The organism is Halorientalis sp. LT38, assembly GCF_037031225.1.
GTDB lineage: Archaea > Halobacteriota > Halobacteria > Halobacteriales > Haloarculaceae > Halorientalis > Halorientalis halophila.
Map to the genome: position 1 here is coordinate 53,216 of NZ_JAYEZN010000001.1, position 12,563 is coordinate 65,778.

The following is a 12,563-nucleotide window of genomic DNA, read 5'->3' on the forward strand; positions in this document are numbered from 1 at the left end:
CCGTGCAACTCCGCGGGCCAGTCGTCGAGGTCGGTGCCGAGCGGACGGTCGAGACCAGTCGCGGCACCAGCGACCTGGCGGAGGTACGGATGCGACCGGACGAGGGCCGCGCCGACCCCGTCACGGTCACCCTCTGGGGGAAGTGGACCGAGACCGCCGACGTCCTCGAACCCGGGATGGAACTGCTCGTGACGAACGTCCAGGAGGACGAGTACCGCGGGGAGATTCAGTACGCCACCGCTCGGGAGTCAATGGTCGTCGTCGACCCCGGGTTCCTCGTGGACGTGACCGACGTGCGCTCGTGGGTGCAGTGTCCCCGGATGTACTACCTCAACAAACTCGCCGGGGTCGAACTGGCCTACCCGGTGATCAAGGGGACCATCGTCCACGAGGTGTTCGGCGACCTCCTCCGCGGTCGCGACCTCGACGAGGCCATCGAGGAACACGTCGCCGCCTCCGGCCTCGAACTCGGCCTGCTCGGTGAAGACGCCGACGCCGTCGCCGACGAGGTCCGGGACCACGCCAGCGCCATCGAGGGCTGGCTCCAGCAGGGAACGCTGACAGATACCGATCAGTGGCGCAGCGAACAGACGCTCGTGAGCGAGACGTACGGACTGAAGGGCCGTGCGGACGCGGTCCGACGGGGCGGCCCGGTGGAACTCAAGACCGGGAAGAACACGAAACGCGACCCCCGGTTCCAGGACAAGATCCAGGCGGCCTGCTACGCCCTCCTCCTTGGAGAACAGGCCGTCGCAAACGGGACCGCGGCGGACGGTGGCTCGGCGGATCGCGACGACGGTGACGGTGCCGCCGAAACGCCAGACGACCACGCCGGCGCCGCCCCCGACACGGGGACCCTCCTCTACACCAAGAACGCCGCCGTCGAGCGGACCGAGGAGACGGGCGACCTCTCCCCCGCCAAGGAGTTCACGCTGGGCCCGGGCCTCCTGAAGTTCGTCGTCCGCACGCGCAACGAGATCGCGGCGATGGAACACGACGTGGGCGTGCCGACCGGGTTCGAGGCCAACGCCAAGTGCGAGTACTGCTTCGAGCAAGACACCTGCATGGCCGTCTCCGGTCGGCTCGACCAGGAGTCCAAAGCCGGCCAGGTCGGGAGTCCGATTCCGGAGGCGGAACGCGAGTACTTCGACCGGTTCTACCGCGCGATCGAGGCCGAACGGCGGGCGGTCCACCGCGAGTACACCAAGCTCTGGCGCCAGACCGCCGAGGAACGGGCCGCCGACGACCGGGCGCTGATCGACCTCGAACCGCTGGGCCAGACCGAACGCGAGGGCGGCCGCTGGGAACTCCGGGCGAAGGGGACCGGCGCGGTCTCGAAGATCCGCGAGGGTGACGTGGTGCTGGCCAGCGACGGCCACCCGATCAGGGGCCGCGCGGAGATGGCGCGAGTCGAGGAACTCGGCGAGGAGGTGGTCGTCACGACCGACGAACCCGTCGAACTCCGGCGGCTGGACGTCTACCCCTCCGAGATCGGCGTCGACCGGATGCTAACCGCACTCCACGACGCCGTGCTCAAGCAGTCTCCCGAGAAGAAGGCGGTCCTGTTCGGCCGCCGCGAGCCCCGCTTCGGCGAGGACGACGCGACGTACATCGACAACAACGCGGCCCAGAACGAGGCGGTTTCACTCGCGATGCGGGCCGAGGACGTGGCGCTGATCCACGGCCCGCCCGGGACCGGGAAGACCTACACGCTCGCGCGGACGGTCCGCGCCCTCGTCCAGCGCGGCGACCGCGTGCTGCTGACGGCCTTCACGAATCGGGCCGTCGACAACGCCATCGAGGCCCTGGAGGAGCAAGGGTTCACGGACGTGGTCCGGGTCGGCACCGAAACGGGGGTCCGGCCGGACATGGAGAAATATCGGCTGGCCGACAGCGGCGACCCCGAGGAGCTGGCCGGCGAGTTGCGGGACGCCTCGGTGGTCGCGGCGACCACGGCCTCCTGTGGTTCCACGGTGATGCGCGAGCAGTCCTTCGACACGGCGCTGGTCGACGAGGCCGGGCAGTTGACCGAACCCGCGACGCTGGCGGCGGTCCGGCTCGCCGAGACGTCCGTGCTCGTGGGCGACCACCAGCAACTCCCGCCGGTCGTGCAGGCAGCCGATGATGACCCCGATGGCCCCGCTGCGCCGCTCGAGACCTCGCTATTCGAGCGATTGATCGAGGAGTACCCGGAGGCGGGCGTCATGCTGGATCGCCAGTACCGGATGTCCCAGCGCATCCAGGCCTTCGCCTCGCAGGAGTTCTACGACGGGCAGTTGCGCCCCGCGACCGGTGCGGTCGCCGGCCAGCGCATCGACGACCTGGAGGGGGTGACGACCGACGCGCTCCCCGACCACCTCCGGGACTCCGTGGCGTTCGTCGACCCCGACGGGCGAGCGGTGGGAAACACCAACCCCGTCGAGGCCGAGGCGGTCGTCGACACCGTGCAGGCCTACCTCGACGCCGGCGTTCCGGCCGACGAGATCGGAGTAATCGCACCCTACCGCGCCCAGGTCGCGGAGATCAACAAGCGCGCGCCGGCCGGGGTGACCGTCGACACCGTGGACCGCTTCCAGGGCTCCTCGAAGGAGGTGATCGTCGTCTCCTTCGTCGCCTCCGACACGCTGGACGGCCCGATATTCGAGGACTACCGCCGGATCAACGTCGCCCTGACGCGGGCGAAGAAGGCTCTCGTGTTGGTGGGCGACGCCGACGCCCTCGCGACCGACCCGGTCTACGGCCGGATGGTCGAGTGGGCGCGGTAGTGTAGCCGGACCGACACTCATTTGCCGGCCCCGGCTGAAGTCTCCCAGAATGCTCCCCGCCTCCCTCCCCAGGCCAGCCGTCCTCCTCGCGATCTGCGTCCTGGCCGTGGCCTTTGTCGGACTCGTCCAGCCGTCGGTGACCGCGCTCCCTGGCGTCTCCGATCAGACCGGGCCGACGAACGCCTCGGTCACCGGGTTCGAGCGCCTCGAATCGGGCTGTGCCGACGACATAGCGACGTACGGCGGCGGTTCGATCTCCGGTGGCGAACTGACGAAGACGTCGTTCGTCGAGACCGGCGGCCCGAACGCGTCGCTGTCGGCCAGCGTCGAACGTACCTCGCCCCACGGTGCGGACCTGAGCTCCTTCCGCGTTCACGTGGACTCCCACGGCGCCGAGGAATCGAACGCGTCCTGCGAGTACGGCGTGCAGTACCGGATCACCGTGACCACGAGCGGCGGCGCGCCCGCCGGGATCTTCTCCGACGCGCACGGCACGAGAGTCCTCTGGCTCGAGAACGGAGAGTACACCGGCTGTTCGAGCAGCGTGACCAGCCCGATCGACGACGAGTGCCACCGCTTCGCCGACCCGCCCGAGCGGACCTGGGCGAACGCCACGTCCTGATCCGGTCACCGACAACTACTCCGGCCTGTGCGCCCTCGAATCACGCAATGCCGTTCACGCTCCCGCTCGGCGAGTCGGAGATCTCGGTCTCGCTCCCCGACTGCGACGTGACCGTCGCGGAACCGCCGGGAGGCGAACCGGTCGACCCCCGGGAAGCCGCCGAAGCAGCCGTCGCAGATTCCCAGGGCCCCGAACTCGCCCGGCTCGCGGATCCCGACGACATCGTCACCATCGTCGTGACGGACGTGACCCGCGCGACGCCAGACGACGTGCTCGTCGACGTCCTGCTGGGGGAACTGGAACGCGCGGGCGTCGCCCGCGAGCAGGTCACCGTCCTCATCGGTCTCGGCCTCCACAGACCGATGACCGACGCGGAGATCGAGGCCGGCCTGGGCGACCACGCCGACCTGACGATCAACCACGATCCCGAGGAGACGGTCGCGGTCGGGACCGTCGACGACTGTCCGGTCGAAGTCCACGAGCGAGTCGCCGACGCCGACCTGGTGGTCTCGACCGGAATGGTCGAACCCCACCAGTACGCCGGTTTCTCCGGCGGGGCCAAGACCGTCGCTATCGGCGCGGGCAGCGAGTCGCTGATCCGGTACACCCACGGCCCCGAGATGCTGGCCCGCGACGGCGTCCGGCTGGGCCGCGTCGAGAACAACCCGTTCCGCGAGGCCGTCGACCGCGCTGGCGACGAGATCGGGCTGGACTTCTGTCTAAACGTGACGCACGGGCCATCGGGAATCCTCGACGCCAGCGCCGGCCAGCCACGAGCGGTCGTGACCGACCTCGCTGCCGCGGGCCGGGAAGCCCTCTCCGTCCCGGTGAGCGAGGAGTACGACGCGGTGGTCGCGGGGGTCGGCGCGCCGAAGGATGCCAATCTCTACCAGGCCACCCGTGCGGCGACGTACGTCGCCCTCGGCGCGCGCGATCCGCTCCGTTCCGGGGGCCGGATCGTGCTTCCGGCAACCCTCCCGGAGGGGGCGGGCGAGGGAACTGGCGAGCGGCGCTTCTACGACCGATTGCGCGAAGCCGAGAGCGCGGACCGCCTCTACCAGGAGATGCGAGAAGGGTACGAACCCGGCGCACAGCGGGCGTTCGTCGTGGCCCGAACGCTTCTGGACCACGACGTATACGTGACGAACAGCGACCATCCAGCTGTCGTCGAGGACTGCCTCATGCACGCCCGCGAATCCGTGGCCGACGCCGTCGACCCCGGGAGTTCGGTGCTCGTCGTCCCGGACGCGCTCGACACCCTCCTGGTCGACGGTGCGACTCGATAGGGGAAGGTATAGCCCGATCGGGCGCGTCTCCCGAGTCGAATGTCCTGGTACATCCTCATTCTCGCGGGACTCTTCGAGATCGGCTGGGCGATCGGCCTCGAATACTCGGACGGGTTCTCGAAACCGGTGCCGACGATCGCCACCGGGATCGCCCTCCTCGTGAGCATGATCCTGCTCGCGCGGGCGGTCCGTGACCTCCCCATCGGGACGGCCTACGCCGTCTGGACCGGTATCGGCGCCGTCGGGACGGCGACCCTCGGCGTGGTGCTCTTCGACGAACCTGCCACCATCGCCCGCGTCGCGTTTATCAGCGTGATCGTCGTCGGAATCGTCGGCCTCCACGCAGTATCCGGCGGGCACTAGCACACGCCACGCTCGCAGCCGTTCACACCGATACTCGATCCGACCCGAATTCTAGAGAGACTCCGGACCCACTCCGAGCCGATCCGAGGTGGAGTTCGGCCGAATCTCGAAAAATCCTCTTGTACCGATAGTTGCACCCTTCGATCGCAATATGACGGACGACACGTTCACGCGACGGCGCATCGTGCAGGTGACAGGCGGACTCGCGGTTGCGGGGGTGGCGGGCTGTCTGGACGGCGGTTCCGATGGGACCCCGACCGAGGAGGAGATGGGCGACGACGATGGTATGGACGACGGCATGACCGAGGATGGGATGGACGACGGCATGACCGAGGATGGGATGGACGACGGCATGACCGAGGATGGGATGGACGACGGCATGACCGAGGACGGAATGAGCGACGACGGAATGGGGGACGATGGAATGGACGCTACCGGAACGACCGAGGGTGGGATGACCGACGACGGGATGGGCGACGGAATGTCCGGCTGACGGTCGCCGGAGTTGCTCACGGGGGCTGACGAAAACCGACCTCGGGCGACGCGATCGCTTCAGCGACCCCCGTCCCGCGTCGCCTGCACCGGTGACCCGTCGTCTGGCTCGTCGTCCTGCGATGCGACGGCGGACCGGCCTCTCGACCCGTCTCCGGGACAGTGTGAGCGGGGGGCAGATCGTTGGCGCGGAATATTCCGGCGAGATATCGGCAGGTAGTCGCCGATTACGCGGAGTAGGACCCGGTTTCCCGGTTCAGGTCTGTCGGCCGAGATCGACGGCTGCGTCGGACTGGAGCCACGCGCGGCGGTTCTGTGAGTCGTAGATAACGACGGTTCCGTCGGGGGCCTCTTCCTCGACGAACCGTCCAGTGTTTTCTCTTTGCTGCATCACCTGGGAGTAACAGACGATGCCTATAAGAGCTTAATCGGGGATTTCGCGACACGTCGAGGCGTTGACGTGGCCGTACGCTCGGGCTTCGGGCCGGGTAACGTTCGCTTTCGCGGCGTTCGCGATCGCGGGCTCGTCGAGGTGTCACCTGGGGTGAAATCTGGCGGGGTCAGCCGCCCGTCGCGACGCCGGTATCCTCACCGATCTCGTCGAGCACGCGCTCGTGGAACTCCCGGAGGACCTCGCTCTCGTCCTCGGCGAGGACCACGTCCGAGGCCATCAGCGTCGCCAGTCCGAACGCCCGCGGACTGGGCGTCTGGACGCGATGGGAGACCACCGCCAGATCACCGCTCTGGACGTCCTCGAGGACGCGCTCGATGGCCGCGACGTCGAGTTTGTCCGAGAGGATCTCGCGATAGGTCTCCTCGATCACCGCGAAGTTCGGCAGGTCCTCGGCGAACCCGAGTAGCATCTCACTAGAGACCTGTTGCTGGCTCGCCGACTTCTCGTAGCCCTTGTAGCGTTTCAGAATCATCAGCGACCGCGTCGCGTTGATCCGGAAGTACCGCTTCAAGAGGTCGGTCCCCGTTAGGCTGGCCCTGAGGTCGGCCCTGACCTGGTCTGGATCGAGGTCTCGAATGATGCCCGCCAGGTCCACCTTCCGGTTGAGGGGCATCGACAGGCTGAAGCCGTGGTCGGCGACGGCGACCTGGACGTTCGCGTTGGCGGTCTGTGCGACCCGGTAAGCCAGCACGCGCGAGAACCCGTCGTTGAACCGCCGCCCGTAGTTGGAGTGGACGTAGTAGCGACGTTCGTACTCGTTGCGATCCATCTCCGTCTCGATCACCAGTCGCTCGTCCGTGCTGACGCTCTCGGGACCGGCGAAGGCGACCTGCTCTTCGAACATCCGGGTGATCGCGCGGACGCTGTCGTCGTCGAGCGGGAACTCCCGCAGCCAGTGGCGGACCGCCGCCGGGCCGCGATCGGTCAGCTTCGCGACCAGTTCGCGCTGGAAGGCCAGGATCTCCCGGCCGAGGTCGTACGAGAGGGGCAGTCGCTCGGAGAACCACGACGGAACCGTCGGGCGCGCGCTCGTCGGGTCGACGTACACTTTCGAGCCCCGGCGGTAGCGGTACTCGAAGTTGGTCCCGCCGAGGACGAACACGTCGCCCGACTCGAGGGTGTCGAGGTAGGACTCGTCGAGCTGTCCGACCCACCGGTCGTCGCTCCGGGTGATCACGTCACAGGTGAACGAGTCCGGGATGGTCCCGATGTTGGTCATGTAGATGACCCGTGCCAGTCGGCCGCGCTTGCCGATCAGGGGCTCGCCGACCGGGAAATCCTCGTAGTGGTGTTCGCCGTCGGGCGGATCGTTCTCGTCGCGCCAGATCTTCGCGTAGACGTTGCGGTCCTCCAGCCCCTCGTAGTCGGCGGTCAGGTAGCGGCACAACTGCTCCCACTCGTCGTCGCCGTACCCACGGTAGGGGTAGGCCCGCTGGAGGATTCCCTTCACTTCGCGTTCGGGACGGGGGCCGTTGATCGCCATACCGTAGACGTGCTGGGCGGCCACGTCCTGTGCGTTCTCGGGGACGAACACGCGGTCGACGAACCCCTCCTCGGCCTTCTTCAGCATCACCGCGCACTCGACCAGTTCGTCCCGGTCCAGCGCGATCACGCGCCCGGTCACCGTCTCCCCGAGCTGGTGTCCGGCCCTGCCCACCCGCTGGAGCAGGGCGGCGACGGATTTCGGCGAGCCGACCTGTACTACGAGGTCGAGGTCTGGCATGTCGATTCCCAGTTCGAGGCTCGTCGAGGTCGTCACCACGTCGAGTTCGCCGGCCTTGAGCATGCCCTCGACGCGCTGGCGCTCCTCGGTCGAGAGGCTGCCGTGGTGACAGGCCGAGTTGTCCCCGTCGAAGTGATCGTAGCGCTCCCGCAGGTTCTGCAGGACCCGCTCGGCCCCCGAGCGCGTGTTCGTGAAGACGAGCGTCGTGGTGTGGTCGTCGATCAGTTCGTGCAGGTCCCGGTAGAACCGATCGGTGATCAGGTCCCGCGGCGTGTTGATCAGGTCGTCGGCCGGGCAGGTCAGTTCCACGTCGAACTCCCGGACGAACCGGGTGTCGACGAGTTCGTACTCGCGGGGTTCTCGCGGCTCGCGGGCCTCGCCGCTCGAAGTCGTCGAGTCGCTGCGCGACTCGCTATCCCCGGGGTCGGTCTGTCCCACCAGGAACTCCGCCATCGTATCGAGGGGCTCGACCGTCGCCGAACAGCCGATCCGGGTGGGCGAACGCGCTGCGAGCCCCTCCAGCCGTTCCAGTGACACCGAGAGGTGCGTGCCGCGCTTGTTCTCGGCGAGGCTGTGGATCTCGTCGACGATGACGTACTCGACGGTCCGGAGTTTCTCCCGGAACTTCGGGGAATTGAGGAGGATCGCGAGCGTCTCCGGCGTCGTGTTGAGGATGTGTGGCGTCTCCGCGAGCATCCGCTGGCGCTCGCTGTCGGGCGTGTCGCCGTGGCGGATCGCGTGGCGGATCTCCACGTCCTCGCCCCGCGCGTCGAGCTTCTCGGTGATGCCCTCCAGCGGGACCTCCAGGTTGCGGTGGATGTCGTTGGCCAGCGACTTCAGGGGCGAGACGTAGAGGCAGTAGACGGAGTTTTCGAGGCCCGCGTCGCGTTCGCGGGCGAACAGCTCGTTGATGATACCGGTGAAACTGGCGAGCGTCTTGCCGCTCCCGGTCGGCGAGGCGACGAGCGTGTTCGTCCCCTCGTGGATCAGCGGGATCGCCTCCTTCTGGGGCGGCGTGAAGTAGCCGCCGTTCTGGGGGACGTACTCGCCGAACTGCTCGACCCACCACTCGCGGACGACGGGGTCGAGCAGGTCCAGGACGTGCTCGTCGTCGACGTCGACGGCCGCGGGGTCGAAGTCCACCGACTCGGCGGCGAGCAGGTCGCGCTCTCCCATCCTGGGCACCCTTGGGGCGTCGCGCTCAAGTCGGTTGGGAGAGCGCGGTGAAAGTGGAACCGCCCGCCGCGTTTATTGAATTCGCACACGAGGTACGTCCATGCCCGACGGTCAGCGATCGAACGCGCTGAAGGCCCGACTCGACGCCGACGAGGTGGCCCTCGGCGTCCTCGACAGCACCTACAGTCCGACGCTGGTGGAACTGTACGGCGACCTCGGTCTCGACTTCGTCTGGATCGACCTGGAACACGGCGGCCCGAGCCCCTGGGACGCCGGCGCGATGGAGAACCTGTTGCGCGCGGCCGAGGTGACCGACACGGAACTCCTGGTCCGCGTCCCGACGAGCGAACCGGCACAGATCAGGAAAGCCCTCGACGCCGGCGTCCGCAACCTGTTCCTCGCCAGGGCCGAGGGGGCCGACGAGGTGCGACGCGCCGTCGAGGCCGCGCGGTTCCGGTACGGGGGCGGCGCCGGCAAGCGCGGGCTGGCGGCCCCGCGTGCCCGTCGCTGGGGGATGGCCGACGAGTACGTCGTCACAGAGGACGCCGAGACGGTCGTCGGCGTCACCGTCGAGACTCGTGAGACGCTGGACGACCTGGACGAGATCCTGGGCATCGAGGATCTCGGATTCGTGTTCATCGGCCCGCTGGACCTCTCGGTCCAGTTAGGCCACCCCGGGGAACTCGACCACCCGGAGGTCCGCGAGGCCGTCGAGATGGTCCGGTCGAAGGCCGTCGACGCCGGCGTCCCGGTCGGCGGCCTCGGCTTCGGCATGGACGACGTCAACGAGAAGGTCGACGAGGGGTACCAACTGCTCAACCTCGGGAGCACCGCCGGCGCCCTCCAGGCTGCGGTCTCGGACTGGCTGGACGCGTACGACGGCGACCGGAGCTAAGGGAGCGATTCCCCACAGGCGGCAGTGCCGTGGCTTGAAGTCGCCGGGCGTCGCCGTTGTGGTATGCGCGTCACTTTCCTCGGCACCGGGAGTGCGATGCCCACTGGCGAGCGGTTCCAGACCGGCATCCTGCTGGAGGCCGGCGGGGATCGCCTCCTGCTCGACTGCGGCAGCGGCGTGATCCACGCCCTCCAGACCACCGACGTCGGCTACGAGGGCGTCGACACCGTCCTCCTGACGCACCATCACCTCGACCACCTCGCCGACCTCCTCCCGCTCATGAAGGCCCGGTGGCTCGCCGGCGCGGAGTCGCTCGAAATCGTCGGCCCGCCGGGCACGCCGGACCTGGTCCGCGACCTGCTCTCCGTCCACGAGTACATGCAGAACCGCCTCGACCTCACCCTCCGGACCGTCGAGGACGGCGAGTCCTTCGAGGTCGCCGGCTTTTCCGGGCGAGCGAAGGCAACCCGCCACTCGATGCCCTGTCTGGCCTACCGTCTCGCTCACGATGCGGACCGCGACGGCGACACCGAGCCGCCGGCCTTCGGCTTCAGCGGCGACAGCGAGGCGTTCCCCGAGCTGATCGACTTTTTCGACGGCTGTCCCGTCCTGGCCCACGACTGCTCGTTCCCCGACGAGGTGGACGTCTCCAACCACCCGACGCCCGCCTCGCTCGGCGACGCGCTCGCCGCGGCCGACGCCGAAATCGGCCGGGTCTACCTCACCCACCTCTATCCCCACACCGAGGGCGAACACGACGCGATGCTCGACTCGCTGGGCGAGCGCTACGACGGCGACGTCCGCTTCGCCAGGGACGGCCTGTCGGTCGAGATAGCCTGACCGCACCCCCCGCTACTCACTCGAGTCGGTACCGCAGGACGGCCGCGATCTCACCGAGGTTCGACAGTTGCAGTCCGGGATCGAACTCGCTCGAGAACACCGTCACGGTGCCGCCCTGCTGTTCGACCGACTCGACGACGTCGTCGACGTCCACGTCCCACTCGCCGTCCGGGCCGCGTTCGCGCCGGAGCGCCTCGTCCAGCACGAGCAGGTGCTCCACCGCACCGAAATCGGCTGCCTTGGCCGTCTGTTCGGGCCCGTAGGCCGCCTTCTGCCCCTCGCCGATCTGTTCCATCAGTTCGTCGATCAGGTCCGCCTCCTCGGCGATCCGGGTCTGCTCCTGGACCTCGTCGACCGCCCCTCGCTTGAGGACTTCGTGGACCCCGCGATCACCCACCCCGCTGGTGTCGACAGTGGTGATCGACTCGGCCACCTCGGGGGCCGCGTCCTCGATGTAATCGAGCGCGTCCTGCTTCGTGAACCCTGGGCCCGCGAGGATGATCGCCGCGACGTCCATCCGTCCCAGCACGTCCGTCAGGTCCGAAAACAGTTCTTCGCGGGGGCGGGCGTACTCCCCCTTCCCGGTCGGCGCGTTGATGCTCGCTCGCTCCTCGGTCCCGTACTGGGCGACCGTGTGGACGTAGGCCTGCCCCTCCTCGACCGTCGCGATGGCGACGTCGGGGTTCTCCGAGGCCTCGACGGCCTCGTTCAGGCGCTCGAGTTGATCCGATTTCCAGCGCTTCTCGACCTCCAGTTCGTCGCGCTCCTCGACGTTGAGCGTGTGGTGGTGGCCCAGCTGGTCCTCCCGGGAGCAATCCACGATCTCGCCGCCGACCCGGAGCCGGTTGGCGAAGCGGGCGAACTCCACGTCGTCGACGGCGATGGTGACGTACATGTGCTCGCGCTCCCCGCCGGTGTCGCGCATCTGGTCGTCGTTGCGCTGGATGCGACGCGTGGTGTCCCCGCCGACGAGATCGCCGGGCTCCAGGACGTAGGTCAGGTGCCAGAGGTCGTCGAGCGTCTCCGGAACGACGGTGATTCGCTCCTTCCCGCCCTCGACCCGCACCCGGTCGGCGATACGCATACCCGCCGGTGCGGGGCTGTCGGGTAAGTGCCCTCCGGTTTCGCGACCCGATCGGTCCCCGTTCTTCTCGTTCGGACGGCCGACGGGATCAGTGCCGGGCGACCAGGCTCGTCCGCTGGGTCACGGGATCGATGTAGGCCACCAGCGACTCGCCGTCGGCGTCGACGTCCACCACCCAGACACTGACCTGTCGCTCGACGCCCGTGATCTCCCCGTCGCCGTACTCGCTCTCCGCGAGCGCGTCCTCGGCGATGGCCCGCGCGTCCGCGGCGTCGGTCACCGTCTCGTCGCTCTCGGGCAGCCGGACCGTCATGACCGGACAGTCCGCGTGGCGAACGAGTCGCTCCGCGACGCTCCCGATCAGCCGTCGCTCGACCCCGGAGCGCCCGTGCGTGCCCGCCACGATCAGGTCCGCGTCGATCTCCTCGGCGTACTCGAGGATCGCCGTCGCCGGATCGCCCGTCCGGATCTCCGTCTCGACGTCGACGCCGTGGACCTGCGCCATCCGCTCGATCCGCTCGACCGCCCGCCGGCCCTGCTCCTCGAGTTGGTCCCGGGACCCCGTGGCCTCCAGTAACGAACTCGCCGTCTCGTCGACCACGTGGAAGACCGAGACCGTCCCGCCGTACTGTTCGGCCAGGTCGATCGCCTGCATGGCGACGTGGGCCGTCCCTGTACTCCCATCCGTCGGAACGAGGATGCGTTCGTACACACCTGATCGAACGACTTTGGGCCGTATATTACCACAGCCACGTTCCCAATCCACGGGAACAACGCTCGACCCACACTTCTCGACGAGTCCGTTGTTCGTCGGATCGGGCATTATCTGGCCGATCCGCCCGGTGACTTAATCCCTCAGAGGA

At 68.3% G+C, this 12,563-nt stretch carries 11 protein-coding genes; 7 read left to right on the top strand and 4 right to left on the bottom strand.

What is annotated here, in order from left to right:
- Positions 1-2 precede the first annotated feature (2 nt).
- The 5 genes from U5918_RS00310 (at position 3) to U5918_RS00330 (ending at position 5,529) form a co-directional block, all read left to right on the top strand.
- Entirely contained in the window at positions 3-2,765 is a 2,763-nt protein-coding gene (locus U5918_RS00310; protein ID WP_335998597.1) for an AAA domain-containing protein, read from the top strand.
- A 49-nt stretch (positions 2,766-2,814) separates the two neighbouring features.
- A complete protein-coding gene (locus U5918_RS00315; protein WP_335998598.1) occupies positions 2,815-3,387 on the top strand; it encodes a hypothetical protein in 573 nt (190 codons plus the stop codon).
- A gap of 47 nt (positions 3,388-3,434) precedes the next feature.
- Positions 3,435-4,673, top strand: coding sequence for a lactate racemase domain-containing protein (locus U5918_RS00320; RefSeq protein WP_335998599.1), 1,239 nt, complete (start codon positions 3,435-3,437; stop codon positions 4,671-4,673).
- Positions 4,674-4,712: 39 nt separating this feature from the next.
- The gene (sugE, locus tag U5918_RS00325) at positions 4,713-5,036 is read left to right on the top strand and encodes a quaternary ammonium compound efflux SMR transporter SugE (protein WP_335998600.1); all 324 of its coding nucleotides are present in this window, start codon (positions 4,713-4,715) and stop codon (positions 5,034-5,036) included.
- Positions 5,037-5,187: 151 nt separating this feature from the next.
- Positions 5,188-5,529: a hypothetical protein gene (locus tag U5918_RS00330; protein ID WP_335998601.1), complete on the top strand. Its 342-nt coding sequence runs from the start codon at positions 5,188-5,190 to the stop codon at positions 5,527-5,529.
- A 255-nt stretch (positions 5,530-5,784) separates the two neighbouring features.
- On the opposite strand, the gene U5918_RS00335 is transcribed toward U5918_RS00330, so the two are convergent.
- Together U5918_RS00335 and U5918_RS00340 are read right to left on the bottom strand one after the other, a co-directional pair.
- Positions 5,785-5,919, bottom strand: a complete 135-nt coding sequence (locus U5918_RS00335) for a DUF7331 family protein (protein ID WP_335998603.1) — start codon at positions 5,917-5,919, stop codon at positions 5,785-5,787.
- 169 nt (positions 5,920-6,088) lie between these two features.
- A complete protein-coding gene (locus U5918_RS00340; RefSeq protein WP_335998604.1) occupies positions 6,089-8,881 on the bottom strand; it encodes an ATP-dependent helicase in 2,793 nt (930 codons plus the stop codon).
- A 100-nt stretch (positions 8,882-8,981) separates the two neighbouring features.
- Between U5918_RS00340 and U5918_RS00345 the strand changes: the two genes are divergently transcribed.
- Entirely contained in the window at positions 8,982-9,776 is a 795-nt protein-coding gene (locus U5918_RS00345) for an HpcH/HpaI aldolase family protein (RefSeq protein WP_335998605.1), read from the top strand.
- Positions 9,777-9,839: 63 nt separating this feature from the next.
- Positions 9,840-10,616, top strand: a complete 777-nt coding sequence (locus tag U5918_RS00350) for an MBL fold metallo-hydrolase (RefSeq protein WP_335998607.1) — start codon at positions 9,840-9,842, stop codon at positions 10,614-10,616.
- Between the two features lie 16 nt (positions 10,617-10,632).
- Here the strand turns inward: U5918_RS00350 and U5918_RS00355 are convergent, their stop codons facing one another.
- Both U5918_RS00355 and U5918_RS00360 read right to left on the bottom strand, forming a co-directional pair.
- Positions 10,633-11,700: an mRNA surveillance protein pelota gene (locus U5918_RS00355; protein WP_335998609.1), complete on the bottom strand. Its 1,068-nt coding sequence runs from the start codon at positions 11,698-11,700 to the stop codon at positions 10,633-10,635.
- 88 nt (positions 11,701-11,788) lie between these two features.
- Positions 11,789-12,412, bottom strand: coding sequence for a universal stress protein (locus U5918_RS00360; RefSeq protein ID WP_335998611.1), 624 nt, complete (start codon positions 12,410-12,412; stop codon positions 11,789-11,791).
- Positions 12,413-12,563 lie beyond the last annotated feature (151 nt).

Excerpts from the sequence above, each read along its gene's own strand:
- U5918_RS00335 (WP_335998603.1), bottom strand. The coding sequence starts at position 5,919 with ATGCAGCAAAGAGAAAACACTGGACGGTTCGTCGAGGAAGAGGCCCCC.
- sugE (WP_335998600.1), top strand. The coding sequence starts at position 4,713 with ATGTCCTGGTACATCCTCATTCTCGCGGGACTCTTCGAGATCGGCTGG.
- U5918_RS00340 (WP_335998604.1), bottom strand. The coding sequence starts at position 8,881 with ATGGGAGAGCGCGACCTGCTCGCCGCCGAGTCGGTGGACTTCGACCCC.
- U5918_RS00330 (WP_335998601.1), top strand. The coding sequence starts at position 5,188 with ATGACGGACGACACGTTCACGCGACGGCGCATCGTGCAGGTGACAGGC.
- U5918_RS00345 (WP_335998605.1), top strand. The coding sequence starts at position 8,982 with ATGCCCGACGGTCAGCGATCGAACGCGCTGAAGGCCCGACTCGACGCC.
- U5918_RS00350 (WP_335998607.1), top strand. The coding sequence starts at position 9,840 with ATGCGCGTCACTTTCCTCGGCACCGGGAGTGCGATGCCCACTGGCGAG.
- U5918_RS00315 (WP_335998598.1), top strand. The coding sequence starts at position 2,815 with ATGCTCCCCGCCTCCCTCCCCAGGCCAGCCGTCCTCCTCGCGATCTGC.
- U5918_RS00355 (WP_335998609.1), bottom strand. The coding sequence starts at position 11,700 with ATGCGTATCGCCGACCGGGTGCGGGTCGAGGGCGGGAAGGAGCGAATC.
- U5918_RS00320 (WP_335998599.1), top strand. The coding sequence starts at position 3,435 with ATGCCGTTCACGCTCCCGCTCGGCGAGTCGGAGATCTCGGTCTCGCTC.